The 22,294-nt window shown below is 66.5% G+C and carries 47 protein-coding genes and 1 pseudogene; 23 read left to right on the forward strand and 25 right to left on the reverse strand.

The window, feature by feature from the left end:
* Window positions 1-171 precede the first annotated feature (171 nt).
* The 24 genes and pseudogenes from AB8810_RS13305 to AB8810_RS13420 form a co-directional block, all read right to left on the reverse strand.
* The gene (locus tag AB8810_RS13305) at window positions 172-498 is read right to left on the reverse strand and encodes an HNH endonuclease (protein ID WP_369913891.1); all 327 of its coding nucleotides are present in this window, start codon (window positions 496-498) and stop codon (window positions 172-174) included.
* Window positions 498-704: a hypothetical protein gene (locus AB8810_RS13310; protein ID WP_369913892.1), complete on the reverse strand. Its 207-nt coding sequence runs from the start codon at window positions 702-704 to the stop codon at window positions 498-500. Before AB8810_RS13310 ends, AB8810_RS13305 begins: the two co-directional genes overlap by 1 nt.
* A complete protein-coding gene (locus AB8810_RS13315) occupies window positions 704-997 on the reverse strand; it encodes a hypothetical protein (RefSeq protein ID WP_369913893.1) in 294 nt (97 codons plus the stop codon). Before AB8810_RS13315 ends, AB8810_RS13310 begins: the two co-directional genes overlap by 1 nt.
* Window positions 998-1,002: 5 nt before the next feature.
* The gene (locus tag AB8810_RS13320) at window positions 1,003-1,200 is read right to left on the reverse strand and encodes a hypothetical protein (protein ID WP_369913894.1); all 198 of its coding nucleotides are present in this window, start codon (window positions 1,198-1,200) and stop codon (window positions 1,003-1,005) included.
* A 96-nt stretch (window positions 1,201-1,296) separates the two neighbouring features.
* Window positions 1,297-1,779: a lysis system i-spanin subunit Rz gene (locus tag AB8810_RS13325; RefSeq protein WP_369913895.1), complete on the reverse strand. Its 483-nt coding sequence runs from the start codon at window positions 1,777-1,779 to the stop codon at window positions 1,297-1,299.
* A 244-nt stretch (window positions 1,780-2,023) separates the two neighbouring features.
* A complete protein-coding gene (locus AB8810_RS13330) occupies window positions 2,024-2,149 on the reverse strand; it encodes a hypothetical protein (RefSeq protein ID WP_369913896.1) in 126 nt (41 codons plus the stop codon).
* Window positions 2,146-2,646: a hypothetical protein gene (locus AB8810_RS13335; protein ID WP_369913897.1), complete on the reverse strand. Its 501-nt coding sequence runs from the start codon at window positions 2,644-2,646 to the stop codon at window positions 2,146-2,148. Before AB8810_RS13335 ends, AB8810_RS13330 begins: the two co-directional genes overlap by 4 nt.
* Entirely contained in the window at window positions 2,643-3,101 is a 459-nt protein-coding gene (locus AB8810_RS13340) for a hypothetical protein (protein ID WP_369913898.1), read from the reverse strand. Before AB8810_RS13340 ends, AB8810_RS13335 begins: the two co-directional genes overlap by 4 nt.
* A 1-nt stretch (window position 3,102) precedes the next feature.
* Window positions 3,103-3,594: a glycoside hydrolase family 104 protein gene (locus AB8810_RS13345; protein WP_369913899.1), complete on the reverse strand. Its 492-nt coding sequence runs from the start codon at window positions 3,592-3,594 to the stop codon at window positions 3,103-3,105.
* A gap of 213 nt (window positions 3,595-3,807) precedes the next feature.
* Window positions 3,808-4,818 carry a P63C domain-containing protein gene (locus AB8810_RS13350; RefSeq protein WP_369913900.1) on the reverse strand — a complete coding sequence of 337 codons (1,011 nt, stop codon included), beginning with the start codon at window positions 4,816-4,818 and terminating at the stop codon, window positions 3,808-3,810.
* Window positions 4,819-4,889: 71 nt separating this feature from the next.
* Window positions 4,890-5,303 (reverse strand): hypothetical protein, encoded by a 414-nt coding sequence (locus tag AB8810_RS13355; protein ID WP_369913901.1) that lies wholly within the window; start codon window positions 5,301-5,303, stop codon window positions 4,890-4,892.
* 4 nt (window positions 5,304-5,307) lie between these two features.
* A complete protein-coding gene (locus tag AB8810_RS13360) occupies window positions 5,308-5,565 on the reverse strand; it encodes a hypothetical protein (protein WP_369913902.1) in 258 nt (85 codons plus the stop codon).
* The gene (locus AB8810_RS13365; RefSeq protein WP_369913903.1) at window positions 5,562-6,080 is read right to left on the reverse strand and encodes a hypothetical protein; all 519 of its coding nucleotides are present in this window, start codon (window positions 6,078-6,080) and stop codon (window positions 5,562-5,564) included. The genes AB8810_RS13360 and AB8810_RS13365 overlap by 4 nt, the downstream gene beginning before the upstream one ends.
* Window positions 6,077-6,784, reverse strand: a complete 708-nt coding sequence (locus tag AB8810_RS13370; RefSeq protein ID WP_369913904.1) for a hypothetical protein — start codon at window positions 6,782-6,784, stop codon at window positions 6,077-6,079. The genes AB8810_RS13365 and AB8810_RS13370 overlap by 4 nt, the downstream gene beginning before the upstream one ends.
* Window positions 6,781-7,074, reverse strand: coding sequence for a hypothetical protein (locus AB8810_RS13375; RefSeq protein ID WP_369913905.1), 294 nt, complete (start codon window positions 7,072-7,074; stop codon window positions 6,781-6,783). Before AB8810_RS13375 ends, AB8810_RS13370 begins: the two co-directional genes overlap by 4 nt.
* Window positions 7,071-7,595, reverse strand: a complete 525-nt coding sequence (locus AB8810_RS13380; RefSeq protein WP_369913906.1) for a Rha family transcriptional regulator — start codon at window positions 7,593-7,595, stop codon at window positions 7,071-7,073. Before AB8810_RS13380 ends, AB8810_RS13375 begins: the two co-directional genes overlap by 4 nt.
* A 22-nt stretch (window positions 7,596-7,617) precedes the next feature.
* A complete protein-coding gene (locus AB8810_RS13385; RefSeq protein WP_369913907.1) occupies window positions 7,618-7,791 on the reverse strand; it encodes a hypothetical protein in 174 nt (57 codons plus the stop codon).
* Window positions 7,788-8,156: a Ref family recombination enhancement nuclease gene (locus tag AB8810_RS13390; protein ID WP_369913908.1), complete on the reverse strand. Its 369-nt coding sequence runs from the start codon at window positions 8,154-8,156 to the stop codon at window positions 7,788-7,790. Before AB8810_RS13390 ends, AB8810_RS13385 begins: the two co-directional genes overlap by 4 nt.
* Window positions 8,153-8,959: a hypothetical protein gene (locus tag AB8810_RS13395; protein ID WP_369913909.1), complete on the reverse strand. Its 807-nt coding sequence runs from the start codon at window positions 8,957-8,959 to the stop codon at window positions 8,153-8,155. The genes AB8810_RS13390 and AB8810_RS13395 overlap by 4 nt, the downstream gene beginning before the upstream one ends.
* A complete protein-coding gene (locus tag AB8810_RS13400; RefSeq protein ID WP_369913910.1) occupies window positions 8,956-9,603 on the reverse strand; it encodes a hypothetical protein in 648 nt (215 codons plus the stop codon). The genes AB8810_RS13395 and AB8810_RS13400 overlap by 4 nt, the downstream gene beginning before the upstream one ends.
* A gap of 107 nt (window positions 9,604-9,710) precedes the next feature.
* Window positions 9,711-11,087: pseudogene (gene dnaB / locus AB8810_RS13405) on the reverse strand (replicative DNA helicase); the annotation flags it as partial.
* A complete protein-coding gene (locus AB8810_RS13410) occupies window positions 11,084-12,064 on the reverse strand; it encodes a hypothetical protein (RefSeq protein ID WP_369913911.1) in 981 nt (326 codons plus the stop codon). The pseudogene dnaB and the gene AB8810_RS13410, both read right to left, overlap by 4 nt.
* Window positions 12,061-12,252 (reverse strand): hypothetical protein, encoded by a 192-nt coding sequence (locus AB8810_RS13415; RefSeq protein ID WP_369913912.1) that lies wholly within the window; start codon window positions 12,250-12,252, stop codon window positions 12,061-12,063. Before AB8810_RS13415 ends, AB8810_RS13410 begins: the two co-directional genes overlap by 4 nt.
* Complete coding sequence (locus AB8810_RS13420) at window positions 12,249-12,695, reverse strand: phage regulatory CII family protein (RefSeq protein ID WP_369913913.1); 447 nt, start codon at window positions 12,693-12,695, stop codon at window positions 12,249-12,251. The genes AB8810_RS13415 and AB8810_RS13420 overlap by 4 nt, the downstream gene beginning before the upstream one ends.
* Before the next feature lie 54 nt (window positions 12,696-12,749).
* Here AB8810_RS13420 and AB8810_RS13425 point away from each other — a divergent pair, with 54 nt between their 5' ends.
* Both AB8810_RS13425 and AB8810_RS13430 read left to right on the forward strand, forming a co-directional pair.
* Window positions 12,750-12,914 carry a hypothetical protein gene (locus tag AB8810_RS13425; protein ID WP_369913914.1) on the forward strand — a complete coding sequence of 55 codons (165 nt, stop codon included), beginning with the start codon at window positions 12,750-12,752 and terminating at the stop codon, window positions 12,912-12,914.
* Window positions 12,915-13,008: 94 nt separating this feature from the next.
* Window positions 13,009-13,254 carry a hypothetical protein gene (locus AB8810_RS13430; protein WP_369913915.1) on the forward strand — a complete coding sequence of 82 codons (246 nt, stop codon included), beginning with the start codon at window positions 13,009-13,011 and terminating at the stop codon, window positions 13,252-13,254.
* 272 nt (window positions 13,255-13,526) lie between these two features.
* Here AB8810_RS13430 and AB8810_RS13435 read toward each other — a convergent pair whose 3' ends face one another.
* Window positions 13,527-13,715, reverse strand: a complete 189-nt coding sequence (locus tag AB8810_RS13435; RefSeq protein ID WP_369913916.1) for a Rha family transcriptional regulator — start codon at window positions 13,713-13,715, stop codon at window positions 13,527-13,529.
* Window positions 13,716-13,790: 75 nt separating this feature from the next.
* Here AB8810_RS13435 and AB8810_RS13440 point away from each other — a divergent pair, with 75 nt between their 5' ends.
* The 21 genes from AB8810_RS13440 to AB8810_RS13540 all read left to right on the forward strand — a co-directional run bounded on the left by AB8810_RS13440 (window position 13,791) and on the right by AB8810_RS13540 (window position 22,292).
* Window positions 13,791-14,225 carry a helix-turn-helix domain-containing protein gene (locus AB8810_RS13440; RefSeq protein WP_369913917.1) on the forward strand — a complete coding sequence of 145 codons (435 nt, stop codon included), beginning with the start codon at window positions 13,791-13,793 and terminating at the stop codon, window positions 14,223-14,225.
* Between the two features lie 2 nt (window positions 14,226-14,227).
* Entirely contained in the window at window positions 14,228-14,545 is a 318-nt protein-coding gene (locus tag AB8810_RS13445) for a hypothetical protein (protein WP_369913918.1), read from the forward strand.
* Between the two features lie 29 nt (window positions 14,546-14,574).
* Complete coding sequence (locus AB8810_RS13450; protein ID WP_369913919.1) at window positions 14,575-15,372, forward strand: hypothetical protein; 798 nt, start codon at window positions 14,575-14,577, stop codon at window positions 15,370-15,372.
* A gap of 162 nt (window positions 15,373-15,534) precedes the next feature.
* Complete coding sequence (locus tag AB8810_RS13455; RefSeq protein ID WP_369913920.1) at window positions 15,535-15,720, forward strand: hypothetical protein; 186 nt, start codon at window positions 15,535-15,537, stop codon at window positions 15,718-15,720.
* Window positions 15,721-15,723: 3 nt separating this feature from the next.
* Window positions 15,724-16,089, forward strand: coding sequence for a hypothetical protein (locus AB8810_RS13460; protein WP_369913921.1), 366 nt, complete (start codon window positions 15,724-15,726; stop codon window positions 16,087-16,089).
* On the forward strand, window positions 16,086-16,349 hold the full coding sequence (locus AB8810_RS13465) for a hypothetical protein (RefSeq protein ID WP_369913922.1): 264 nt from the start codon (window positions 16,086-16,088) through the stop codon (window positions 16,347-16,349). Before AB8810_RS13460 ends, AB8810_RS13465 begins: the two co-directional genes overlap by 4 nt.
* Window positions 16,346-16,654 (forward strand): hypothetical protein, encoded by a 309-nt coding sequence (locus AB8810_RS13470; protein WP_369913923.1) that lies wholly within the window; start codon window positions 16,346-16,348, stop codon window positions 16,652-16,654. The genes AB8810_RS13465 and AB8810_RS13470 overlap by 4 nt, the downstream gene beginning before the upstream one ends.
* Complete coding sequence (locus tag AB8810_RS13475; RefSeq protein WP_369913924.1) at window positions 16,651-16,914, forward strand: hypothetical protein; 264 nt, start codon at window positions 16,651-16,653, stop codon at window positions 16,912-16,914. The genes AB8810_RS13470 and AB8810_RS13475 overlap by 4 nt, the downstream gene beginning before the upstream one ends.
* The gene (locus AB8810_RS13480; RefSeq protein ID WP_369913925.1) at window positions 16,911-17,189 is read left to right on the forward strand and encodes a hypothetical protein; all 279 of its coding nucleotides are present in this window, start codon (window positions 16,911-16,913) and stop codon (window positions 17,187-17,189) included. The genes AB8810_RS13475 and AB8810_RS13480 overlap by 4 nt, the downstream gene beginning before the upstream one ends.
* Window positions 17,186-17,578 (forward strand): hypothetical protein, encoded by a 393-nt coding sequence (locus tag AB8810_RS13485; protein WP_369913926.1) that lies wholly within the window; start codon window positions 17,186-17,188, stop codon window positions 17,576-17,578. The genes AB8810_RS13480 and AB8810_RS13485 overlap by 4 nt, the downstream gene beginning before the upstream one ends.
* On the forward strand, window positions 17,575-17,796 hold the full coding sequence (locus AB8810_RS13490) for a hypothetical protein (protein WP_369913927.1): 222 nt from the start codon (window positions 17,575-17,577) through the stop codon (window positions 17,794-17,796). The genes AB8810_RS13485 and AB8810_RS13490 overlap by 4 nt, the downstream gene beginning before the upstream one ends.
* Window positions 17,793-18,023, forward strand: a complete 231-nt coding sequence (locus AB8810_RS13495) for a hypothetical protein (protein ID WP_369913928.1) — start codon at window positions 17,793-17,795, stop codon at window positions 18,021-18,023. The genes AB8810_RS13490 and AB8810_RS13495 overlap by 4 nt, the downstream gene beginning before the upstream one ends.
* Entirely contained in the window at window positions 18,020-18,142 is a 123-nt protein-coding gene (locus tag AB8810_RS13500) for a hypothetical protein (protein WP_369913929.1), read from the forward strand. The genes AB8810_RS13495 and AB8810_RS13500 overlap by 4 nt, the downstream gene beginning before the upstream one ends.
* Window positions 18,139-18,693, forward strand: a complete 555-nt coding sequence (locus AB8810_RS13505) for an HNH endonuclease (protein WP_369913930.1) — start codon at window positions 18,139-18,141, stop codon at window positions 18,691-18,693. The genes AB8810_RS13500 and AB8810_RS13505 overlap by 4 nt, the downstream gene beginning before the upstream one ends.
* Window positions 18,690-18,869: a hypothetical protein gene (locus AB8810_RS13510; protein WP_369913931.1), complete on the forward strand. Its 180-nt coding sequence runs from the start codon at window positions 18,690-18,692 to the stop codon at window positions 18,867-18,869. Before AB8810_RS13505 ends, AB8810_RS13510 begins: the two co-directional genes overlap by 4 nt.
* Window positions 18,862-19,173, forward strand: a complete 312-nt coding sequence (locus AB8810_RS13515; RefSeq protein WP_369913932.1) for a hypothetical protein — start codon at window positions 18,862-18,864, stop codon at window positions 19,171-19,173. Before AB8810_RS13510 ends, AB8810_RS13515 begins: the two co-directional genes overlap by 8 nt.
* On the forward strand, window positions 19,170-19,424 hold the full coding sequence (locus AB8810_RS13520) for a hypothetical protein (protein WP_369913933.1): 255 nt from the start codon (window positions 19,170-19,172) through the stop codon (window positions 19,422-19,424). The genes AB8810_RS13515 and AB8810_RS13520 overlap by 4 nt, the downstream gene beginning before the upstream one ends.
* Window positions 19,425-19,447: 23 nt before the next feature.
* Entirely contained in the window at window positions 19,448-20,233 is a 786-nt protein-coding gene (locus AB8810_RS13525) for a pentapeptide repeat-containing protein (RefSeq protein WP_369913934.1), read from the forward strand.
* A gap of 39 nt (window positions 20,234-20,272) precedes the next feature.
* On the forward strand, window positions 20,273-20,524 hold the full coding sequence (locus tag AB8810_RS13530; RefSeq protein WP_369913935.1) for a hypothetical protein: 252 nt from the start codon (window positions 20,273-20,275) through the stop codon (window positions 20,522-20,524).
* A gap of 11 nt (window positions 20,525-20,535) precedes the next feature.
* Window positions 20,536-21,135 carry a hypothetical protein gene (locus AB8810_RS13535; protein WP_369913936.1) on the forward strand — a complete coding sequence of 200 codons (600 nt, stop codon included), beginning with the start codon at window positions 20,536-20,538 and terminating at the stop codon, window positions 21,133-21,135.
* A gap of 104 nt (window positions 21,136-21,239) precedes the next feature.
* Window positions 21,240-22,292, forward strand: a complete 1,053-nt coding sequence (locus AB8810_RS13540) for a hypothetical protein (protein WP_369913937.1) — start codon at window positions 21,240-21,242, stop codon at window positions 22,290-22,292.
* Window positions 22,293-22,294: the final 2 nt, after the last annotated feature.

A 22,294-nucleotide genomic window follows, 5' to 3' on the forward strand; every position in this document is an offset into this window, starting at 1 on the left:
GGCTGGTAAACGGCCCCTGGCACCACCCGCACGCCTTCCCCCTGCCCACCTTCGGCTGCTGCGACAGCGCCACCTGCTGCTTGGTGTGCGGCCTGCAAGTCAGGCAGTACAGGCGTGGCCGACCTACTGAGGTTCCGCCCGTGGCATTGCCGCAGCTCTTGCACGCCATCATTACCAAGACCCCTTCACGCCGCGCTGGGCTTCTGCTTGCGTCTTGGCCTGGTGGCAGTCCGTGCAGATCGACTGCAGGTTGGTGTCGTCGTCGGTGCCACCCTCTGCCAAGTTCAGCATGTGATCCACCTCAGTGGCCTCCGTGATGCGGCCTGCCCTCTGACATGGCTGGCACAGGTATTGGTCGCGCTTCAACACCGCCTCGCGCTTCCTCCGCCATGGCCTGCCGCCTCGGCCGTGGCCGTAGGTAGGGACTGCCTGTGCCATCGTCTGGACCCTGGGCGCGAGGGTCTCCAGGCGTGGGGTCAACATGCGGAGGCGGCCCATCAGAGGATCTCCACGCGGACCGTGCCACGCTTGGTGCGCTCGATCATTCGCTTTCCGTGCTTGTGGATCTTCGGAGGCGTGTCGGCGTGGTGCACGATGCCCTTCCGGGTGTCGGCGTAGGTCACCTTCTCCACCACCTTGCCGTCCACCATTACCCTGCGCGGACCGCGTCCATCATCTGGCGCGTGGATGTGCGAGTCCTCCATCAGCCCAGGCTCTGCGACTGGTCGCGCTCGCCCGGCATCACGTCACCATCCAGGCTGACGGCCGGGGCCTCCTGCCCTTCCTCGCCCTCGGCTGCCAGCGCCTCCAGTAGCGCGTCCAGCTTCTGCTCGATGCGGCCCAGCTGCTCGCTGTCGCTCTTGGTGATGCCCGGCGGGAGGACCACCACCATCCGATCGCCGTACGCCTTGCGGAAATTGGCCGCGAGTTCGTCCATCTGTTCGTCGCTCAGGTGATGCGCCAGATGGAAGACGACGGGCTCGGGCTTCTCGCTCATGGCTCTCATCCGTTGATCGGCCTGCCAGCCAGATCGAAAGCCGGCTCACCGCCTGCGTCCTGGTCTCCGGCAACCGTCGCCATCAGGTCAGCGTTCATCGCCACGATCTGTAGCAGCAGGTCGTTCTGCTTGGTGATGGCCAGGGTGTGCTCCTGCATGGCCGATGTCTGCGCCTTCAACAGCGCCTTCAGTTCCTCGTCCACGCATCCTCTCCAGCAGTTCGTTGCCTCGGGCGAGCGCGATTCCCGCCACCTTGGTCATCCACGCCCGCCGACGCTTGCAGCCTGAGCAGCTCAGCGTCACGGCTTCACCTGGCCGGGCTCGGCCCGATCCGCGAGGATCACGGCTTGCGCTGCTCGGAGCTGGTCGTCGGCGTCGCGGGTGAGACGAACAAGATCTCCCGCAACCTCTGCTCGTAGTTGGGCGTGCGCATCACGTTCGAGGGTGCCGGCGACAGCTTGGGACAGTAGGCTGGTGCTGCAGGTGGCGAGGTCGTCGCGCAGCTGGAGACTGCCGTCACGCACGCCAGCAACAACAGCAGCAGGGACGGCCTGGGCCGCGGTGCGGTCTTCTTCATGCTTCACTCCGATGTCGGCCAGCACCTGGCCCTGGGTGTGCTCGATTTCGCGCGCGCCGGCTTGGGCCTTGGCCTCACCCTGGGCGGCGGCGGTCTGCTGCTGGGACGTGGCCAGGTCTGCGCTGCGGTCGCGCCACTCGCGCCCGGCCCAGAACGCCACGCCGGTCCAGGCAACGAATACGGCCAGCGTCAGCCAGCGGTTCATCGGACGCTCCCAGTCTTCACCCAGCGTCGAATCCCCAACTCGCATGCCGTGGTGAGTGCCATGCCGTTGGCCATGCCGCGATGTGTTGCGCGGCGCTTGCACCCGCAGTGGCATCGCCGCCGGGACTTGGATTCCACAGCCTCGGCATAGCGCACGTGGTTGACAGATCCATGCCAGCCCCAGCCTTCAGTGCCGCCACGCATGGCAGCAGAGCGTGCCGCCGGATTCAAATCGTTCAGCATGCTCAGCCCCTCACGTTGATGTAGATGCCCACCGCCAGCACGGCCAGCAGGCCCACGCACAGCGCAGCGACCAACCACCCGGGCGGATCGCCAGCCGGCGGCAGCCCACGGTCCCAGCGGTCGCTCACGCCGCGGCCTGGGATGCGCCCATGGCCAGGCGCATCACCAGGCGCGACACGGCCCGGTTGTCCTGCTCGGTTGCGTCGTTGAAGCGCTCCCAGCGGAATTCCTGGATCACCGACCCGAACTCCATCCAGTCGCCCCGGCGCGCGGCGGCCCACAGGTCGCTGCTGTCGCGCACGTCCTCGGCGCCGATGATGTCGGCGATGGCGATGATGTACGGCAGCGAGGGGCGCATCTCCGGGTGCACCGCCAGCAGCTCGAAGAACCGGCCGCGCAGCGTCTCCTGCGCCTCCATGCAGTCCTCGGTCAGCTCCAGCGTCGCCGCGCGCTCGCTCTGGTCCCGCGTCTCGATCGCCCGGCCGTAGCCCAGGCGCAGCACGTTGCGGTTGTCGCGGCGCGGGCGCGGGGAGCGGCCCCACACCTCCTGCAGCAGCGCCACCGCCTCCCCCAGAGACTGGCGCTCGGCGTCCAGCAGCGTGGCGTCGTCGAGGTCCGGCATCATGCGTCCCCTTCCCCAGCGGCCGGCGGGTCGTTGGGCTGCAGGGATTCCGGCTTCGCGCACGGGAACATGCGATAGAGCACGTTCGACGCCGTCGTCCACAACCCCATCGCGGCAAAGCCGGTCATCAGTGCGAACCACGCCCCGCGCGGCGTCGGCACCTTCGCCCAGCAGATGACGATGGCCAGCAAGCAGCTCCAGAACCGGATCCGCGCCTTGGTGAACGCCGGCGGCCACGACGCCCGCATGCCGATCTGTTGCGGGAGGTGCGGCAGCAGCAGGCCGATGGCGACGCTGATCGCCAGGCTCATCCACATGGCCTCGACCTGCGGGGCCGAGAGGAACGTGCCCATGTCGATCAGGAATAGCTTCACCGCCGGCCAGTTGTCGGCCATGGCGACGATGCCGCCGATGATCGGCACGGCCGCGGCGGCCTGCGCGAGGGTGATGCGCGCCACGTCAGGCCTCCACGACCTGGCCGCCGGCGCGCTTGTACGCGGCCAGCAGGTTGTCCAACTTGTGCTCGTGCTGCCCGTAGCCGGCACCCGGCAGGCTCGCCCAGATGTTCGACACCCGCACGATGGCCTCGTGGATCCTGCCGGCCTGGATCAGCGGCAGCGCCTTGCGCTCGCGGATCTGCTGCAGGGCGATCTTGTCCTGGCTCAGCGGCGAGAAGTCGGCCAGGCCGAGGGTCTTGCGGTAGGCGTCGAAGTAGCGACGCAGCAACTGGTAGCGCCCGGCCGCCGTCGACTGGATGCGCAGCGCCGGCAGGTCCACCAGCACGCGCGGATGGTCCGCGTAGCTGGTGAACAGCTTGCCGCCGACGATGACGTCGTAGCCGTGGTTCTTGGTCGCCTGCTTGCCGTTGTCGGTCCCCTCGGACCAGGCCAGCATGTCCAGGAAGGCCACGACGTTGCGGCCACCAGCTTGCTCGGGCGTGATGACCGCCATGGGATTCTCCAGTGTGGCGCGGGCGGCCGAACCCGGCCCTTGATCGGCCGGCAGCAGCCAGCCCAACCCGCATGCAATAGGTGCCCGGCCCGCGGTCCAGCTGGACGCATGGCTTGGTCTGGCGAGGGGCCGGGCGGAAACGAAAAAGCCCCCGGGGTATCCCGAGGGCTTCTATGTCAGCTTCACGGATTGGACACCTTTCCGGATTATCCGTCAAGGCCCTTCAGCATCACCTTCTGGCAGATCCATCCCGATGGTTTCGCTGTACTTCGGGTGCACCACATCCAGCTTGTGGGTGAAGTCATCGTAGTCCTTGCTCAGCTTCATAACCGTGACTACCGAAGCCAAGTGTTCACGCAACTTCGGATGACCAACGTTGTTGGTGAGGCGCTGCATCAACTTCCCCTTCTTCTCGTCCTTGGCTGCCTGGGCTTTCAGCTCCGTCAGCAATCCAGGGGCCAAGCGCTTGTAGACGATGTCGTTCGTGAGCACCCCGAAGTACTGCGGACGGTAGTGAGCCTTCTCCGGAGGGTAAGGGAGCCCGCGAAGGCGAAACATGTGTTCGTAGTAGTCGGAGGGAAAGGTTTTCACGTAAGGCTGCAGCTCTTTGGCGACGAATGCCTCCAGAATCTGAGCAAGCGCATCGCGGGCTCGCTCCTTCTGGTAGCCAGTCGCCTCATCGACGAGCGCAATAACACCGACTCGCGCGAAGCCACGGACGAGTACCTCGCATTGATCGGCTATGTGGGCCAGACGCAAGGGGAGGTCGCCGTCTGCGCGAGCTGAGAGGACCGCCTCGCAAACGTCAGCCAAAATTGTCGCCGGATATCCGAATGCGGTCGCGCCGCCGTGCGGGGGTCGGAAGCGAATAGGCGCCCTCAGCATCGCCAGTAAGTCCTTGCTTACATGGGATTTCATTGCGTCAGACTCGAACAAAACGATGTGGCGAGCATCGCCGCTTTTGGAGGACCCGAGGCTCATGCCGATGCCAGAAATGAGGCCTCGCTGGGAAAGAACTCGCGTGCCGTCATCCAACACGTAGCAGGGGATCTCGACGTCTCCAATGCGCAGCGGACGGTCAGCCGACCCATGTGTTGCTTTTGGCAGCGAGGCTACCTCTTTGCGTGCCGCAGCACCCTCCCGCGCAATCTCCCGGCGACGCTCCGGTGTCAGTGACGCCGCGCGCGCTTTACCACCTTTCGCCTTTCCGGAATCCTCGACCATTTCTAGCAAGCTCCAGCCCTCAGTTGCTTGCATATCACCATCAAGCAAGCACATTGTCAATCTTTGCTTGCTTATGCAGCCCTTGAAACCCCGAGCAGCATCCCGTGAACCCGCTCGGTCCCACGGCGCGCCATGTCCAGGTAGCTCGGCTGGCTCACAGCGGCCAGGCCGGCAGTGGTCAGCAGCAAGTTCGCCGTCTCCCACCGCTCGATCTTCCGGCGCCCCTGGCCGCAGTAGTAGGCGCGCAGCACCCATCCCAGCGCCGGCGCATGCCGCGCGATCTCGAAGACGGCATCTTCGATCTGCTGCGCCTCGGCGTCGACCTCCAGCGGCTTGAATCCGATGGACCGGCTCGGCATCTCGCCTCGGTGGTCGATCAGGACCTGCAGCAGGTTCTTCGAGGCGTGGCCCAGGTACTCGCAGTCGCGCGCCAGCGCGAACACCTCGCCCCAGCGCTCGAGCCGGCGCCGCACGTATTCGCTCATGGTGTCAGGCTGCATCGCGATACTTCTCCAGGGTGTTCGGGTCGAGTTGAAATTGCGGCTGCTGGCCATCCCACTTGCAGCAGCCCTTTTGCCGGTCTTCCTTGCCGCGGCAGTGCAGGACGCCCATCGTCGTGGCGCGGTGCAGGCAGATGCAGCAGTTGCCGTGCCGGCGGCGGTCGGCGTCCATGCGCTTGCGCAGCACCTTGGCGTGGTGGCGCTCGGTGTAGCGCTCCTGTCGTGTCAGGTCGTCGGGGTTTCTCACGCGGCGCGGGCTCCCAGTTCGGTGTGCTCGTGGTACAGCGCCAGCAAGAGCGCCTCGCTGCGGCCATCGTCTTTCTTCCGCTGCAGCAGCGCCGCCGCCGACGGAAACCGCGCTATCGCCAGCAGCCGCGAGGCGTCCTTGCCCTTGCCGATCAGGCCGTAGTGCCGCTTCCAGCTGGCCGGCTCGGCGAGGCTGAAGGGGATGCCCATCACCTCGAAGACCGCTTTCACCTTGGCGTAGCTCTCGCCGAAGTTCATCGACGATTGCGCGCCTGGCCGCCGGTCGCCCTTGGGCGGCATTGCCCGGACGCGCTCGACGCAGCCGGAGAAATATGCGCCAGGGTGCGCGGCGCGGAGCGATCGGATGAAAACGGCGATTGCGCGCGCGTCCACCTCGCGCTTGTTGCCCACCGCCATGGTCGGCATGTCGATGACCGGCCCGGCCTCGCCGTCGATCAGCGCGGCGACTGCGCCCGACATGCCCGGGTCAGCGCCAAGAACTACGCGAAGGGTCATGCTGCGTTTCTCCAAGTCGGGATGGTCCGCGGCGCCGGCGCGGCCTGGATGCCGGGCAGCCGATCGACGGCGCCGCCGCGCGCCAGGAACTGCTCGACGGTCTCCGCCGGGCGGCTTGATGGCGTGACCACCGGCTTGGGCGTCATGCCGGCGACGCTGCCGACGCGCTGCAGCCGGGTCGGCGCAGGCCGCGGCGCGCTGGGACGCTCCTGCTTGCCGGCGGCGACCTTCGCCAGCCACTCGGCGCGGGTCATGCCGCCGGCCGCGCGGCGGGCCAGTCGTTTGCGCTCGGCGGCGCGCTGCTTGGCGTAGGGCAGATCGCGCACGCGGGCTTCGCGCTCGGCCCGCCGCTGGGCACGCTCAGCCTCGCGCGCCAGGCGCCGCTGCTCCCGCGCCACGGCCAGCTCATCGCGGGAAAGCCCGCCGTCGCGCTTGTGCCGCGCACGCGCCATCGCCGCGCGCTTCTGCTTGCGCACTTCCGGCGTCAGCTTCGATGCGCGCGTCGGCATCTGCACGAACTGGTAGCGCATGCCCCGGCCCATGCCCTCGCTGACCAACTGGCCGCCCTGCACCATCGTGCGGATCGTCCACGCCACCATCTGCCGTTCCTTGCCGGTGGCGCCCAGCCCATCCGACACCTCGCCGGCCGACCGCATCCCGCCGGCGGCGATCAGCCAGGCCCGCACCCGCGCGGCGCGGCTCACAAGGTGCCCCGCAGCTGCACGCCACCAGGAACACGCTGTTCGATGCTCGCGAACAGGTCGGTGCGGTGCTGCACGATGTCGTCCAGGATGTCCTCGACGCCAGCGGCCTTGGTGTACCGCCCGATCATGAAATTCTCGGGCAAGTCGTAGGAGCGCCGAACGTCCCCGAGCTTGTCCATCGCCACCAGGCCGGACATCGAGGCGTACACGGTCCACGTGCCGCCGCCGCGCGCGATGCGCTGGTGCACGGCATCGGCGATCTGCACAGCGTCTTCGCTCAGGATGTTCATGCGGCGCTCCGTGGCAGTAATGGCAGCTTGAGTTGGGGGTCGAGCTGTTCGAGCCGCGCCAGGTGCGCCGGCTTCCTGTTCTTCCACGCCACCAGCCCAGTACCGCAGCGAGACGCGTAGTTCTGATCGTTCCGGTATTCGAGATAGGCGGCCTCCCAGCGCCGCAGATTGCCGTCGGCCTGGACACGGATGAACTCGGCCATCTGGTTGAAGGCTCGGATGAACGCCCAGCGGACGGCCGCTGCGGCCTGGCCAGTGAACGCCAGCGCCACTGCCATGAATCCGTCCTTGGTCAGGAGGTAGTACGGCTGAGGCTTCCCGTTCTGCAGATCATTGATTTCAAAGCAAAGCCCAAAATTGGATTTTGCAGAATCGTCAGGCGCGCCCTCGATTGCCTTGCGGATCGAACGCAACACATGCGCATGCTGCTTTCCGAATGCCTCAGCAACCTTCTTGCTATCAGTGACCACTTGCTCGCCGGTAAGCATCACGATTTCCGACGCCTTCTGGATATCGATCATGCGGCGCTCCGGCGTTGCTGGTTCATCGGGCACCTCCGAAGAAGCCGCCCCACCACAGCAGCAGCGCCACCACTGTGGTCGCGAACAGGTCCGTGGCGAAATTGTGGTTCCCCGTCTGCGGCTGCCCGTCCTTGACGAGACTGTGCGTCAGGCCGACCGTGGCCAGGACGATCCAAATGATCTGTGGTGCGTTCATGCTGCCCTCGCTGTGTGCTGTTCGATCAAGGTGTTCTGCAGGTCCAGCAGGTAGTCGTCCCGGCCGATCTGCTCGCGGAATGCGCGCGGCTGGCGCGCGTAGGAAGGGCCGAACAGCGCCTCGCACTGCGCGGCGGACATGCCGCCGAACGGCTCGCCGCGGTGCGACCAACTGTTCAAGCCGACGGTGTAGTCGTGGCCGCGGCGCGGGGCGCCGTGCTTGCCGCCGATCGTCAGGTGATGAATTTCTGCGGGCACGTAGCCGAGGCCGCGCGAGTGCGCGACGATGCAGCCGATGTCGCGGATGACGTCGAACCGCGCCTGCTGCGCGCGCGTCGGGGTGCTGGTGCTGCGGCCGCGCTTCATGCCGCGGCCTGCTGGCGCTTGGCATGCGCCTCGGCCAGCACCTGCGCGTAGGCCTCGGGGTGCTGCGCATCGAAGGCCGGCATCTTGCCGCGGCCCCACCGTCCGCCGCCGAGCTGTTCCAGCCAGCCATCGCTGGCGCAAAACCGGCGCGCATCCACTCCGCAGTCGCGGACCGACTTCGCCGTGACGAAGCCCTCGACCTCCAACTGCGCCAGCACGCGCAGCGCGCCGATCTTCCATGGCGTCAGCCGCAGCGGCGCCGGCACGCCGCAGCGCACCGTGGGCACGATCTCCGGCAGCGTGCAGCGCCGCGCCGGGTTCCAGTCGTGCCAGGCCATGTCCCAATCGTTGAGCGGACCGTCCTCGGCATCGTATGCACGCCGGTCAGGACGCCCGCGTCCGCTCCCATGCTTGGACAGGCAGCGATCGAAGCTCCACCCGCGGCTGTAGCCAGGTTCCGGCGCCCAAACCATCACGCCCAGGATGCCGAGCATCTTCGCGATGCCCGCCGAGGCATCGGTGATCGACGGCACGATGACGGCGCGGAAGTCGGGGCCTTCGCGCCCCTCGGTGCCATAGCCCATGTAGTGATCCGGCAAGATCTGGTCGGCGACCTTCGCGTTCAGCGCCAACTTCGCCTCGATGCCGAGCTGGTGGCCCGTGGCGTCGTATACCGCGAGGATGTCGAAGCCAGCGGTCTCCGGGTACGCGGTCCAGCCGCCGAGCTTCTTCAGACTGGCCAGGAAGCAATCGCACAGCGACGCCTCGGTCGGGAATGCCGCCTTGATCTCCGATGCTTTCACGCCGCCTCCCTGCGCTGCACCGACGCCGGCTGCGTGCCCTGCCCGTTCACGAGGAGCCAGAACTCGTCGACCACGTCCTCGAGCATCACCTGCGTGTAGTGCAGCCCGATGTGCGCGGTGATGCCCTCGAACAGCCGGCGGAACTCGTCCTCGTCCATGCAGTCGAACGCCAGCGAGCGCGCGACGGTGACCGGGATCGTCTCGATCCGCGGCAGCACCTCGCGCAGCAGCTTCGCCGCGCCCGGGCCGAACGCGGCATCGGCCGCCGCCAGCACCGCGGACACCACCGCCGTGGCGTCCATGTCGACCTGCTCGCAGCACACACCGGCCTCGCGCTGCAGGCGCTTCACGGCTTCGTGCGTGTCCAGCGCCTCCCAGCCATCGACGTTCTCGACCATCAGCGCGCCGATCTTGTGCAGCAGCCGGTGGCGCCAGCCGTCGCGCGGCGCCTTCAGCTCGGCGCGCAGCTCCTGCCCGACGCGGTAGCCGCGCGCTCGCATCAGCTCGCTGTCGACCTGGTTCTCCGGCACCAGCGCGCCCACCTCCTGCCGCGTCACCGGGTCCAGCAGCCGGCGCACGACCATGTAGATCGGACGCGAGGCGCGCTTCTGCCGGATCTTCTTCGCTGCTGCGGTCATGGTCATTCGTCGCCGTCCTGCCGCGCGGCGGCGGCCGTTACCTTGCGGAAGCCGCGGCGCGCGGGTGCCGGCTTGTCGTCGCTCTCGATCGGCGCCGGCTGCCAGTACTCTGGCAGGTTCTGGAACTTGAACCGCTCCGGCATGTAGAGCGCGCGCACCTCGCCGGCCGGGCCGTTGCGCTGCAGCGCGACGATCAGCTCGGCCGTGCCCTTCCAGCGGCTGCCGCGGTTGTAGACCTCGTCGCGGTAGATGAAGATCACCGCGTCCGCGTCCTGCTCGATCGAGCCGGAATCGCGCAGGTCCGAAGGGATCGGGCGCTTGTCCGGCCTCTTCTCTAGGTCACGGTTGAGCTGGCTCAGCAGCAGCACCGGGATGCCCAGCTCGCCGGCCATCAGCTTCAGCGCCCTGGTGATATCGCCGAAGCCCTGCGCGCGGTTGTCGCCGCTGATCTGCATCAGCTGCAGGTAGTCGATCACCACCAGGCCGAGCGACTTGCGTGCGTGCTGGCGCCGAACCTGCGCGACGACATGCTCCACACGGGCGTTGCGCGGCTTGCTGACGTAGATCTCCGCGGCGCGCAGGCGCTTCATCGCCGCGGTGACGTTCGTCCAGTCGATGTCGTCCAAATCGCCGGAGCGGATCCGGCCGCCGTCGATGCCGCCGATCGACGACAGCATGCGGTCGCCCAGCTCCTCCGGCTGCATCTCGAAGCTGAAGACCGCCACCGGCACGCCGCGGTTCAGCGCCGCGTGCTCGGCGATGTTCTGCGCGAGCGTGGTCTTGCCCATCTTCGGGCGCGCCGCCAGGACGTACAGGCCGCCCGGCTTCAGGCCGCCCAGCAGCGCGTCCAGATCGTCGATGCTGGTCGGCAGGCCGTGCGCGTCACCCTCGCCGCGGGAACGGTCGCCGAGGCGATCGAACACGCGCTGCATCACCGGCGCGACCAGCTCCAAGTCGCACGGCTGGGTGTCCAGCAGCTGGCCGATCCGCGTCTGCGCCTCGCCGATCAGCTCCACGCTGCTGCGGCCGGCGGCGGCGAAGCCGTCGTTCACCAGCTCCGTGCCCACCTCGATCATGCGGCGCAGCCGCGCCTTGTCGGCCACGATCTCGGCGTGCGCGCGGACGTTCGCCGCGGACGGCGTCGTGCTGGACAGCTCGATCAGGTAGGCGCCATCGCCGACCATCTCGAGCTTCCCCTGGGCTTCGAACCAGTCGCCCAGCGTCACCGTGTCGAACGGCCGCGCCGGCACCGACGTCGCCATCTCGCGGATCGCGCGCCAGATCAGCTGGTGGTCGCGGCGGTAGAAGTCCTGCTCGGTCACGATGTCGGCGACCTGGTCCCAGGCGCTGGCCCGCAGCATCAGGCCGCCCAACACCGCCTGCTCGGCATCGGCGCTGTGCGGCGGCACACGCAGCGCGGCGTGATGTTCCTGCCTGCGCTGCTCCCCGTACAGCGCCGCCATGCGCTCGGTCTCCTCGTGGGCGTTCATGCGGCGTGCTCCGTCATCGCCCGGTCGAACAGCTTCGCGATCACGTTCTCGCGCAGCAGGTACTCGAAATCGGGTTTCCAGTTCTCGTGGCCAGCGCCGCCGGGCTTCCGGCCGGAGTGGAAGTCGTCATCGGCCGCGGTCTCAAACAGCGCGGTCCAGAACTGCGGCGTGATCCGCTCGTTGCCGTACAGCTGCCGGCAGATGGCGCGCGCCGTCGGCAGGGCCTTCTCGACCGCCTTGATCCGCGGCTTGTTCAGGACGTTGCAGGCCATCAGCTCGCCGGCCGGCTTGGCCAGCAGCCGGTTGTAGGCGGCCTGGGCCTCCTCGGCGATCTGCTGGATCCGCTGGGTCTTCCGGTGGCTTAGGTCAGCAGGTGGCGACGGCGGGGTCAGCGTCAGCGACGCGGACGACTCCGAGCGAAGCGAGGAAGCTTCTGCTTTTGGAGACGGAGACGGTATCGGAGACGGAGACGGAGACGGGGCAGACGGTTTTTCGGTTTTAGCAGGATCGTCGCCTGCTAACTCGCTGCTATTAGCAGGATTCTGGCTGCTACTAGCAGACGAATCCGCGTCTTTAGCAAGACGGGCTGCGTACTCGGGCATGAGCCGCGCTGCCTCCTCGCGACCGTGCCGGCGGCACAGTGCCGACCACTTCGCTCGATCCGCGCGCGCCTCCGAGCCGGCCGACCAGGGCTGATGCTCCGCCCAGTCGTGCAGCCGATACGCGCCCTCCTCCCCATCCAGGAAGCCCACCGACGCCAGTTCGCGCACCAGCGCATCGTTCTCGCCGGCCCAGTCCGCGGCAAGCTCGATGTCCTCGGCCGACATGCCAGTCAGGTCGCCGTCGGCACGGTTCGCGCGCGCCCATAGGATCAGGCACACCAGGGACCAGCCCGCGCTGGCACCCAGCCTGCGGATCAGCTTCTTCGTCTTGGGATGCCCGGGCAGTCCAACGCTCAGGCGCGCGTCTGTGCTCACGCCAAGCCCCTCGCCCGCTCCATGCGGGCCACCTGCCCGGCGCTGCGTGCAAAACACTCGCGGAGCAAGCTCAGCCAGAGAGCCCCAGCCAACTCGCGCTCGTCCGCGGCGTTGGCCAGCACCAGTGCGGCGGCCAGGCGGCGGATGCGGCGCTCGCGGCGCCAGTCGGTGATGCGCTGCAAGATCATGCCGGCGCTCCCGACTTCGCCGCGGCGCGCGCGTGCTGCGCGACCTGGGCCAGCACCGCCTGCGCATCGCCGCAGACCTCGGCGATCTCGCGCGCCTCGTTGCCGGTGATGCGGCCGTCGGCGATGGCCTCGGCCACCAGCGACGCCAGCTTGCCCTTCAGCGACGCCGCGGCGAGCAGCGCGGTGACCACCGAGCCCTGCGTCGGCGCCTCGACCTTCTGCAGCGTGTAGCCGTGCTGCGCAGCCAGCGCGTGCAGGATCCGGTCGTCGCCGGTGACGCCCATCACCTCGCTGGCTTCCACCAGCGTCAGGTGGTGCGTGGTGTTGTTGGGATTGACCTTGTTGCGCAGCACAGCGGCGGACATGCCGATGCGCGGTGCCAGCGACTCGCTGCCGCCTGGGTAGGCGTGCACGGTCTTGTGGGCGGCGTCGATGATGTGCATGGGTGATCTCGGTGAACGTGGAATGCAGTCGTGCGGCGGCGCAACATCTGCGCCATGGAGAAGATCAAGTCAGCAGGGAAGCGGGCCAGGGATGGCCAGGTGCGCGTACCGCGCGGCAGCAACGTCACCGCGCTGGTGAAAGTCGGAGGGAACTGGCTGTCGGCTCGATGGGTCGACGGAAAACTGGTAACGCGCGTGCTGCGCCGAGAGCCGGTTTGACCCGTGGCTGCTACCGAGATGAGTGCCAAGGAAGCGGGAGTCCGCCTGCCGGTAGGATGGGAGTGCGACCCCACCACCACTACCGGAGACGGACATGACGGAAGAATTGACCCTCGCACCTGCGACGGGCTGGCAACTACGCGTGGTGCCATCGATGGGCGCAGTCGCCATCACGCTGCGCTACCTCGTGAGTCCGATGGAGCGCGTGGCAGACGCGCATGCGTCTCCCAATTTCGTGTTTCATCCATGGCAGCTTCGAGAGCTGGCACATGCCATGCTCCGCGCGGCAGACAAGGCGGAAAATGCCCCACCATCACCATCGTCTGGGCCAACAAACTGATCGAGAAGACGGCTGGGCCTAAGAGGCCGGCACGCACATGGGGGCGCCAGAGCCGATACGCGATGGCGCACCGCTGGCGATGGATCGCTAGCCGAGACTTCAGTAGGGACTGCGGACGATCGCGGGGCAGTAATTCCATCCAGGACGAATCGTCCTTCCCGCTAAGGGCCGCGTTCCATGCCGCGCGCAAATTCTCTGCGTCCGACACGGAGAATTTGGGCGTGTGTGCCCGCAGCGGCGCGCCCGACCAGCGGCGCAGGAGCCAGGCCATCTCAGGCGGCCTCTTGGTGGTCGGGGGTGGCGGTCTCGAAAACGTCGGGACGTGCAAGCTGCAAAAACTGCAGTCGTGCATCCGGGATGCCGCTGCGTCGCCATTCGCTGACGGACGGCGGCTTGACCTTGCAGAGACGGGCCACCGCGAAGGTGCCGCCGAGAGCATCGATAATCTGGTTGGCGTCCATGGGCGACGATTGTTAGGCATTCCTACTGAGATTGTCAATAGGCATTCCTACTTCGCCAACCATTAGGCTCGCCTAATGGAATCCTGGGCAGAACGAATTCACGAACGCATGGTTGCGGCCGGCAAGAAGCCGGCCGACCTGGCGCGCGCATGCGGCGTCAAGCCGGGGTCAATCAGCGGCTGGTTCGGCCAGGGGAAGCCGACGAAGATGATTTCGGGGGACAACCTCGTGGCCGCTGCGGCATACCTGAACACCACGGCCGAGTACATCATGACCGGGCGCGCCTCTCCCTCCAGCCAGTCGCAACCTGTGGGACTGGATCTGTCCAAGCTATCGACGGTGATAGCTGTTGTGGAAGGCGCGATCAAGGACAGCAGGAAGAGCGTCCCGCCTGAGTTCAAGGCGAACATGATCAAGCGCGTCTACGAAAGCCCGCACGTCTTGTCCGTCGAATCCGCTGATGCGGTGCAGGCGGTGTTGGCTGGACTTCTGGAGACCATGAGGGCTTGAGGATGGATACGATTGCAATGCTGCGTGAGGATCTTGCAACGATGTTGGCCGAGTCGAATCTACCGCCAGCGCACGCGGTGGAGACGCTACACCCTCCGCTTGATATGTCGCCGCGCGCTAAGAAAATGCGCGCTATCGTGCGGATCGCCGACATGTATGGATGGCACTCCGCGATAACGCACTTCCTGGACATGAAGAGCGCGCCCTACCTTTCCGATTTGACAGCGCCGCAGCTTGACGATCTGCTTGATCGGATGCACGGCTATGTGGACGCGGCGGAGACAGGCTCCAGCATCGCGGACTACCTGCCGGCTCACTAGAAACGCTGGCGAAGAGGGGGATATAGCTCATGAAAATTGCCACAAGGACAGTTGCAACGGCCATGGCAGTGATACTTGCGACTGGCGCGTGCGGGCGATCCCCTTACGGCCCGGATGCAGATCGGGCGCGCGAAGCGGCCGCTGCAGAGCTAGAGCGTCACAAGCGCTCGATGATGGAAATCTTGAATGACGAATCGAAGCCAGCGTCGGATCGATTGGGTGCAGCAAGAAGCCTAGTTCATCGCTTCCCTGAATCACCCGAAGGCCTAAAGGCCAAGAGTATGCTGGCTATGCTCAGGAATTCCGCAGCAATAGAACAACAAACCCATAAGCGATCGACTGCGGAAGATCTGCAGCAGAGTCTCCAAAATCATGATGCTGGTGCGCAGTGGAACTATTTTCACAACGAAGACAAGATGACCGGACAGGTCACCTCGACTGCGGAGATAAGCAGTAAAAACCGAGTCTCTTTGGACTTCCCCTACGCTGGAGAACAGCGAGCAAGCCTGATGCTGCGAAAGCATCCACGATACGGGGGCGACGTGATCTTCTCGATCGAGAAGGGCCAGCTTTTATGCCGTAGCTATAGCGGATGTCCGGTTCAGTTGCGATTTGACGACGACAAGCCATACACGGTGCAGGGACAAGAGCCGGGAGATAACAGCACCGAGGCGATCTTCCTCCCCGGATACAAGTCCATCGCTAGCCGCCTCGGAAAATCGAAGAAGCTGCTCGTGGAGGTCGGTGTCTATCAGAACGGTAGCCAGATCTTTGAGTTCGATGTCGCTGGGTTCGATCAAGGCAAGGTATCGAGCTCAACTAAATAGTGACCTAGTACCGGTAGTCTGAACGAAGCGTCATCCAGCCTCGCCCGTGCGGGGCTATTTTTTGCAAAATGCAAAAAAGTTAGGAATGCCTATTGACAGCAATCGTAGGAATGCCTAACTTAGGAACCGTCAGCCCACAAGGGCAAAAGACGGGACCAGGACATGGCACACGCAGGAATCAGGCAGTTCGCAGAACCGGTCACCGCCGGGCTGCTGGAGAGCACCGGAGAGGTCGAGGTCGTCTCCGGCTGCGTCTACATCCGGATGCCGGCGGCGGACGCAGCTGAGCTGGCCCGCCAGCTGGCCGTGGCCGTCGAGCTCGCCACCTCCGCGACGCTGGAGGCCTGAACCATGGCCCGCTGCCACAGTTACCACACCAATTGCGGCTGCACGACGTGCAGCCGTCAGGAGCAGGCCGACTCGCGCGCCGAGGCGCTGGCGCTTGATCTGCATTCCTCCGGAGCGGTCTTCAGCGAGGCGCTGGGCCAGCTGACGACGGACCAGCACGCGCTGCTGGCCGGGCACCTGGCGTCGGGCAACGACGCTGGCCTGGGCGAGATCCTGCGCAGCGTGGTCGCGGACTACGTGGAGTCGGAGATCCAGCGCCGCGTCGCCGACGACGGCATGAGCCGCCTGGAAGCCGTGCAGCGCATGCGGGACGTGTACGAGGTCGCGCCGAAGCCGGCACCGGCCATGCCGTGGAGCCGCGCGGCATGAGCGCCGGCGACCTGGATTCCCTCTTCCTGGCTGATTGCGAGGTCCGCCGCTGGAGGGCTGAGCGCGAGAACGCGACGGCCCGCCTTGAGCTTGCCCAAGCGAAGGCCGCGCGCGCACGTCTGCTGTCGCAGTACGAGCCGGTGAACTCGCTCGGCATCGACCGCGAGACGCTGCGCGCCCTGCTGGCCTTTACCTCACACCACGACGAGCAGCGCCTGAAGCGCGAGCTGGGCGCGCTCGCCACCGGAGCATCGGCATGAGCATCGACCACGGCGTCCTGAATGTCCCGCTCAGCAAGCGCGGCAACATCGACACGGCCATCGACCGGTACAAGGCTGAGCAGCAGCGCGAGACCGAGGCGGTGATGCGCGGGCTTCGGAACGCGAGCGCAGCTGCACGTACTGAGGCGCTGGCGCTGATCGAGCGCATGACCGACGAGCACGTCGCGCGGTGGGCACTGCGGCTCAAGTGCCAGGCGCGGAGCGTCCGCAAGCGCCTGCGCTCCGAAGCCGGCCTGAATCCGACGCTGGTCCTGCGCGCCCTGCGCGATGGCGGTGCGGCATGACCGCGCAGACCAAGGGCGTGGATGTCGTCGCCGCGAAGCTGGCCGGGCGATGTGCGAACGGGATGGAGCGCGGCCAGGGCGCGAGGATTCATGCAATCCCCGCATCGCAGATTCGCTCCGAATACAACGAGGCGCACGGAAGTGCGATGTGCGGGGCGACACCCGGCCGCCGGTCGGTCGGGTGGACTCTGCGCGCTGGCGAGGCCGTGACGTGCCCGCGCTGCATGAAGGCGCTGGCCGGCGCAGGCGGTGCGCAATGAGCGGGCAGACCAAGGCCGTGGATGTGCTGGCGGTCTGGGATGCCGCGCGCGCCATCATCGAGACGAGTGCGCCTGCGCACATGCAACTGCAGCCGGGTGTTGCGCTTGAAGCCCGCGCCGCCATCGCCGAGCTGATCGAGAAGGGCGCGGCATATCGCAAGGCCGAACTTGCGTGCAGCGAGGATCACGTGGGGTATCGCCGGCTATTCGATGCCCTGCAGGTTGCGCGCGCGGAATTCACCGCCGCCCTCGCCCGCTGCGGAGCGACGCCATGAGCGACCAGATCAATGCGCTCGCGTCGCTCTCGCGCGAGGAACTGGAGCGGCGCTACAACCTTGCGCTCGAGGCAATCGAAGTTGCGGATGACGTGATGTCCTACTGCAGCGGCGATGCATGGGAGCGTGAGGCCACGGAAGGTGATCGCAAGAACTTCGCGAAGATTCGCGATGAGTTGATGCCGCCCCCGCCGCCGGCACCTGTGGTCGAACCGCGATGGGCGACGCGCCACCAGTTCGGCACCGTCAGGTGTGCCAAGTGCAATCGGAAGCTCGCGCGTATCCCCAGTGCGATCGACAACCACAACCGCGACCTGCACGCCGACCTCACTGCGGTTGCTCGCGCACAACTCGCCACCGAAACACTCAACGGAGCGTGGCAAGTATGAGCGCGCAGATCCTGCAGTTCCCGATCCGGGACAGCTACGACAAGCACCAGGTGTCGCACGTGCGCCGCCTGGCTGCCGAACTCGGCCATGACCCCAAGCAGGCCGAGCGCGACTTCCTCGCCGCCGGCTGCCCGCAGCAGCAGCGCAACGAACTGGCGGAGCGCGCGCGCCGCGCCCGCATGCACAACCCTGACGATGAAGGACCGGAGGCAGCATGAAGAACGGAGATATGGCGGCGATGCCGAATGCGCTGGCCGCCCCGACGAACGATGGATTCCTCAGTACATCTGGCCTGACCAAGCGCGAGCTGTTTTCAGCGATGGCGATGCAGGGCCTTTCCGCTTCCGACCGCTATGCGGATTCGCCCTCGGAATTGATTGCTCGCTACGCGGTCGCGCAGGCCGACGCCCTACTGGCCGAACTGGCGAAGGAGCCACGGCCGTGAACGACTACGAAGAACTTCCCCCGATCGACTGCGCGCTGGTAAGCCATGCGGTCGTCTACGCGATTTCGTTCTGCTGCGGCGCTGTGTTCTCGCTGTTCGTCATGGCGGTTCTGCCGTGAAGCCTAAACTCCCGCCAATCAAGCGCCTGCGCGAGCTATTCGAATATGACGCCAACACTGGCGGGCTTGCGTGGCGCGTGAGGCGCGGCCCTGTTCGCATCGGTAGTGCAGCCGGCTCTTTGCACCGAAGCGGGTACTACAGGGTCATTGTGGATGGTATACGCGTTGCCGCGCATCGTGTCGCATGGGCCTTGCACCATAACCAGTGGCCAGCAGATCAGATAGATCACATAAATGGCAACAAGGTTGATAACAGAATCATCAATCTACGTGAAGCGACCAATTTGGAGAACAACCAAAACCGCGCTGCAAACGTCGGGAGCGTCAGCAAATACGTTGGCGTCGTCTGGCATAAGGGGGCAGGAAAGTGGCAGGCCCAAATCGGATACAACGGCAAGAGACGATATCTAGGCATGTTTCGAACAGAGCATGAAGCGCACGACGCCTACTGCGCCGCTAAGCGTGAACTGCATAAGTTCCAGCCGATTCCACGAAACACAAATTCCGATCTAACCGCTAAGTGCTTTGGACAGGGCGACCACATTCAATGAATGACCACGACTTCATCGCAGCGATGAGCCAGGGCATTCCGCCGCTGCCGCAGCCTGACGGGCTTGAGGTCACGGACTGCTCGGGGATTCTGACCGGCAACGCCGACCTTGAGCTTTCCGACCTTGAGCGCATCGAGGGAATTTGCGCACTTTCTGAGGAGATTCGATATGAGTGAGGCGAAGTGGACTAAGCAGGATTGGCTGGTAGATGGCGTCACCGTCTATGCACTAAATGTCGAAGGCACCAATCGATTCAGTGCGCGCGTAGAAGGCGGCTGGAGTACACATGGTCGCACTCGGACAGACATGGAGGAGCGGGAGGCAACCGCCCACCTCATCGCGAGCGCGCCGGATCTCTACGAGGCGCTGGTCGATCTGATCGGCTGGGTTCCTGGCCCTGTGCACTTCCACAACGACGAGCCGCAGAAGGCCGTCGAGCGCGCCCGTGCTGCGCTGGCCAAGGCCCGAGGCGAAGCATGAAGGCGCTCGCCCTCCTCCGCTTGCTGCTGTGCGGCGCTGCCGTCAGCTTCCTCGGCGACATGCTCCGCCGCTGCGTGATCGTCGAGGCGTGGAGCGTCGGCCCTGTCGTCGCCGCGCTGCTGGTGCTGGCGCTGATCGCCACGCGCTGGTCGTGGCGCGCTGCTCGCCGGGGCTGGCTGCCGACCGAACCTGCAGCGCCCGATGCGCTCACCCCCGAATTCCCCGCGCAGCCCAAGCGCGATATCCGCTGATCCCAGCCCAACAAGGAAGCGTCATGAAATTCGAAATCAAGAACCGTTGGACCGGCAACGTCCAGTACACCTGCGAACTGTCCGCCGAGATCGCCGGCAAATCCTATGGCCTGCAGCTGGGCTTTGCCGTCAAGTCGGCGGTGGCCAGCGGTGCCGACCTGCGCGATGCCGACCTGAGCGGTGCCGTCCTGCGCGATGCCGACCTGCGCGGTGCCGACCTGCGCGGTGCCGTCCTGAGCGGTGCCGTCCTGAGCGGTGCCGTCCTGCGCGGTGCCGTCCTGAGCGGTGCCGTCCTGAGCGGTGCCGTCCTGAGCGGTGCCGACCTGCGCGGTGCCGTCCTGCGCGGTGCCGTCCTGAGCGGTGCCGTCCTGAGCGGTGCCGTCCTGCGCGGTGCCGTCCTGAGCGGTGCCGACCTGCGCGGTGCCGTCCTGCGCGGTGCCGTCCTGCGCGGTGCCGTCCTGCGCGGTGCCGTCCTGAGCGGTGCCGATGGCCACGCCTGCCCGGTCGTGATCAAGAACATCCACCAGGCCGTCTACGCCGCCGCATCCAAGCCGGCGGCGCTGGACATGGGCTCGTGGCACACCTGCAACACCACGCATTGCCGGGCCGGTTGGGTGGTGACGCTGGCCGGCGATGGCGGCCGCGCTCTGGAGTACGCGTTCGGCACGTCCGCTGCCGCGGCGCTGATCTACATGTCCAGCGATCCGAAGCTGGAGCGCATGCCCGACTTCTACTGCGGCAACGACGATGCGCTGGAAGACATGCGCCGTCTCGCCGAAGCCGAAGCCGCTGCATCCGAGCAGGTTTAACCCACGCCGGCGCGGCCGGCACTACCGAAGAGGTTCCAGATGAGCAATCGCATTCTCGGCTCCACCGTCACCGACCGCATCACCGGATTCAATGGTGTGGCGGTTGGTCATGTCGAATATCTGACCGGCTGCAACCAGACGCTGGTCGTTCCCCGCGTCGATTCCGAAGGGAAGCTGCGCGAAGGCCAGTGGTTCGACGATCAGCGCCTGCAGGTGAACGAACTCGCGTCGGTATGGCTCGACAACTCGGCGACGCCCGGCCACGACGCAGCGCCCTCCCGCAACTACTGACCGAGGTTCCCATGTTCCAACTCGACAAGCACGAGGCGTCCATCGCCAACGTCAACCAGCGCATCCAGCGGCACGGCGAAGACCGCCAGCTCGCCGCGGACATCAAGTTCGCGCTCAGCGCGGGCAACGACGTGCTGGACTCCTTCGACGCGACGCTGCGCGCCGACCTGTTCCGCAAGCCCGGCAGCGGCGAGCAGCAGGAGCTGCCGCAGATCGGCGGCGCCGGCCTGACCGCGGTGAAGCACCCGGCGCTCGAGCCGCTGAAGCTTAACCACGAGCTGACCGGCTACGAGCTGCACATCGGCGGCCTGCTCGAAGCCGGCGACCCGGTGGTGCTGGTCGACGTGAAGCTGAAGCGCTTCGTGATCGAGCCCAAGGAAGGCGGCAGCGTCGCCATGACGTTCACCGCGTCGGCCGAGGTCGACGCCGACGAGATCAGCGAGCTTTCGGCCGCCTTCATCCGCGAGGACGTGCTGCTGACGCTGGTGCCGCAGAAGCGCGACGGCCAGCAGGAAGACCTCAGCGGCGGCGACACGCTGGATGCGCAGGAAGCGGCCGACGCCGCGGCGGAAGCGGCGAGCCTGATCGAAGCCGGCAAGAAGGCGGCCTGACGACATCCCGGCTCGGCGCCCGCCGCTGAGCCACCCGCACCGGCCGGGCCACGCCGGCACCTCATTCCCACCTCGCCGGACCCGCCGGCTGGAGCAATCACGCAATGAACGCACAGGTACACGAAGGCCAGCTGATCCCCGAGGAAGGCATGGCCGCGATGATCAACCGCTCGGAGATCGAGCAGCAGATCGCGACGGCGCGGCGCTTCCCGCGCTCGCTGAAGCGGTTCCGCGACGAAGCGCTGCAGATGGTCACGCTGAGCCAGAGCATCGCCGAGCAGTGCGTCTATGCCCTGCCCCGCGACGGCAAGACGATCGAAGGCCCGTCGGCGCGCTTCGCCGAGGTGATCGCGTCGGCCTGGGGCAACAACCGCGCCGGCGCCCGGGTCATCGAGGACAAGGGCGAGTTCATCATCGCGCAGGGCGTGTTCCACGACCTGGAGCGCAACGTGGCGATCACCTACGAGGTGCAGCGCCGCATCACCGACAAGTCCGGTCGCCGCTACAAGGCCGACATGATCGGCGTCACCGCGAACGCGGCGTGCTCGATCGCGCTGCGCAACGCGGTGCTCAAGGGCGTGCCCAAGGCGTTCTGGGAGGACATGTACGTTGAGGCCCGCAAGGTGATCATGGGCGACGTCAAGACGCTGGCGAACCGCCGCGCCGACGCGCTCGCCGTGTTCCAGCGCTTCGGCGTCTCCGCCGAGCAGGTCTGCGCGAAGCTGGAAGTTCCCGGCGTCGAGGACATCGGCCTGGAACACCTGGTCCTGCTGCGCGGCATGCTGACCGCGATCAAGGAAGGCGACACCACGCCGGAAGATGCGTTCGCCACCACGCAGGCGCCAGCGGGCGGCAAGCCGGCGGCGGCGGCATGGACCGAGGAAGCGTTCGCCGCGTCGCTCGCCAACTGGGCGAAGGTCATCGCCGCGGGCAAGAAGTCGCCCGACGACATCATCACGATGGCGAAGTCCAAGGCGCCGCTGACCGACGACCAGCAGAAGCGGATCCGCGCATGCGCCGAGCCAGCGCCGGAGCAGCCTGCCGAGACCGCCGGCGAGGCCCAGCCGAACCCCGATTTCCCGCTACCCGATGACGAGCCGCAGAGCGATGTTGCGGCTGCTGCTGGCGGCCTGACCCAGACCGCAGTGGAGCGCTGAAC

Source organism: Xanthomonas sp. NCPPB 3005 (assembly GCF_041228095.2).
GTDB lineage: Bacteria > Pseudomonadota > Gammaproteobacteria > Xanthomonadales > Xanthomonadaceae > Xanthomonas_A > Xanthomonas_A bonasiae.

Coding starts and splice junctions, on each gene's coding strand:
- AB8810_RS13305 (WP_369913891.1), bottom strand. CDS start 498: ATGGGCCGCCTCCGCATGTTGACCCCACGCCTGGAGACCCTCGCGCCC.
- AB8810_RS13310 (WP_369913892.1), bottom strand. CDS start 704: ATGGAGGACTCGCACATCCACGCGCCAGATGATGGACGCGGTCCGCGC.
- AB8810_RS13315 (WP_369913893.1), bottom strand. CDS start 997: ATGAGCGAGAAGCCCGAGCCCGTCGTCTTCCATCTGGCGCATCACCTG.
- AB8810_RS13325 (WP_369913895.1), bottom strand. CDS start 1,779: ATGAACCGCTGGCTGACGCTGGCCGTATTCGTTGCCTGGACCGGCGTG.
- AB8810_RS13335 (WP_369913897.1), bottom strand. CDS start 2,646: ATGATGCCGGACCTCGACGACGCCACGCTGCTGGACGCCGAGCGCCAG.
- AB8810_RS13345 (WP_369913899.1), bottom strand. CDS start 3,594: ATGGCGGTCATCACGCCCGAGCAAGCTGGTGGCCGCAACGTCGTGGCC.
- AB8810_RS13350 (WP_369913900.1), bottom strand. CDS start 4,818: ATGGTCGAGGATTCCGGAAAGGCGAAAGGTGGTAAAGCGCGCGCGGCG.
- AB8810_RS13355 (WP_369913901.1), bottom strand. CDS start 5,303: ATGAGCGAATACGTGCGGCGCCGGCTCGAGCGCTGGGGCGAGGTGTTC.
- AB8810_RS13365 (WP_369913903.1), bottom strand. CDS start 6,080: ATGACCCTTCGCGTAGTTCTTGGCGCTGACCCGGGCATGTCGGGCGCA.
- AB8810_RS13375 (WP_369913905.1), bottom strand. CDS start 7,074: ATGAACATCCTGAGCGAAGACGCTGTGCAGATCGCCGATGCCGTGCAC.
- AB8810_RS13380 (WP_369913906.1), bottom strand. CDS start 7,595: ATGATCGATATCCAGAAGGCGTCGGAAATCGTGATGCTTACCGGCGAG.
- AB8810_RS13385 (WP_369913907.1), bottom strand. CDS start 7,791: ATGAACGCACCACAGATCATTTGGATCGTCCTGGCCACGGTCGGCCTG.
- AB8810_RS13390 (WP_369913908.1), bottom strand. CDS start 8,156: ATGAAGCGCGGCCGCAGCACCAGCACCCCGACGCGCGCGCAGCAGGCG.
- AB8810_RS13400 (WP_369913910.1), bottom strand. CDS start 9,603: ATGACCATGACCGCAGCAGCGAAGAAGATCCGGCAGAAGCGCGCCTCG.
- AB8810_RS13415 (WP_369913912.1), bottom strand. CDS start 12,252: ATGATCTTGCAGCGCATCACCGACTGGCGCCGCGAGCGCCGCATCCGC.
- AB8810_RS13420 (WP_369913913.1), bottom strand. CDS start 12,695: ATGCACATCATCGACGCCGCCCACAAGACCGTGCACGCCTACCCAGGC.
- AB8810_RS13425 (WP_369913914.1), top strand. CDS start 12,750: ATGGAGAAGATCAAGTCAGCAGGGAAGCGGGCCAGGGATGGCCAGGTG.
- AB8810_RS13430 (WP_369913915.1), top strand. CDS start 13,009: ATGACGGAAGAATTGACCCTCGCACCTGCGACGGGCTGGCAACTACGC.
- AB8810_RS13435 (WP_369913916.1), bottom strand. CDS start 13,715: ATGGACGCCAACCAGATTATCGATGCTCTCGGCGGCACCTTCGCGGTG.
- AB8810_RS13440 (WP_369913917.1), top strand. CDS start 13,791: ATGGAATCCTGGGCAGAACGAATTCACGAACGCATGGTTGCGGCCGGC.
- AB8810_RS13445 (WP_369913918.1), top strand. CDS start 14,228: ATGGATACGATTGCAATGCTGCGTGAGGATCTTGCAACGATGTTGGCC.
- AB8810_RS13450 (WP_369913919.1), top strand. CDS start 14,575: ATGAAAATTGCCACAAGGACAGTTGCAACGGCCATGGCAGTGATACTT.
- AB8810_RS13455 (WP_369913920.1), top strand. CDS start 15,535: ATGGCACACGCAGGAATCAGGCAGTTCGCAGAACCGGTCACCGCCGGG.
- AB8810_RS13460 (WP_369913921.1), top strand. CDS start 15,724: ATGGCCCGCTGCCACAGTTACCACACCAATTGCGGCTGCACGACGTGC.
- AB8810_RS13465 (WP_369913922.1), top strand. CDS start 16,086: ATGAGCGCCGGCGACCTGGATTCCCTCTTCCTGGCTGATTGCGAGGTC.
- AB8810_RS13470 (WP_369913923.1), top strand. CDS start 16,346: ATGAGCATCGACCACGGCGTCCTGAATGTCCCGCTCAGCAAGCGCGGC.
- AB8810_RS13475 (WP_369913924.1), top strand. CDS start 16,651: ATGACCGCGCAGACCAAGGGCGTGGATGTCGTCGCCGCGAAGCTGGCC.
- AB8810_RS13480 (WP_369913925.1), top strand. CDS start 16,911: ATGAGCGGGCAGACCAAGGCCGTGGATGTGCTGGCGGTCTGGGATGCC.
- AB8810_RS13485 (WP_369913926.1), top strand. CDS start 17,186: ATGAGCGACCAGATCAATGCGCTCGCGTCGCTCTCGCGCGAGGAACTG.
- AB8810_RS13490 (WP_369913927.1), top strand. CDS start 17,575: ATGAGCGCGCAGATCCTGCAGTTCCCGATCCGGGACAGCTACGACAAG.
- AB8810_RS13495 (WP_369913928.1), top strand. CDS start 17,793: ATGAAGAACGGAGATATGGCGGCGATGCCGAATGCGCTGGCCGCCCCG.
- AB8810_RS13510 (WP_369913931.1), top strand. CDS start 18,690: ATGAATGACCACGACTTCATCGCAGCGATGAGCCAGGGCATTCCGCCG.
- AB8810_RS13515 (WP_369913932.1), top strand. CDS start 18,862: ATGAGTGAGGCGAAGTGGACTAAGCAGGATTGGCTGGTAGATGGCGTC.
- AB8810_RS13520 (WP_369913933.1), top strand. CDS start 19,170: ATGAAGGCGCTCGCCCTCCTCCGCTTGCTGCTGTGCGGCGCTGCCGTC.
- AB8810_RS13525 (WP_369913934.1), top strand. CDS start 19,448: ATGAAATTCGAAATCAAGAACCGTTGGACCGGCAACGTCCAGTACACC.
- AB8810_RS13530 (WP_369913935.1), top strand. CDS start 20,273: ATGAGCAATCGCATTCTCGGCTCCACCGTCACCGACCGCATCACCGGA.
- AB8810_RS13535 (WP_369913936.1), top strand. CDS start 20,536: ATGTTCCAACTCGACAAGCACGAGGCGTCCATCGCCAACGTCAACCAG.
- AB8810_RS13540 (WP_369913937.1), top strand. CDS start 21,240: ATGAACGCACAGGTACACGAAGGCCAGCTGATCCCCGAGGAAGGCATG.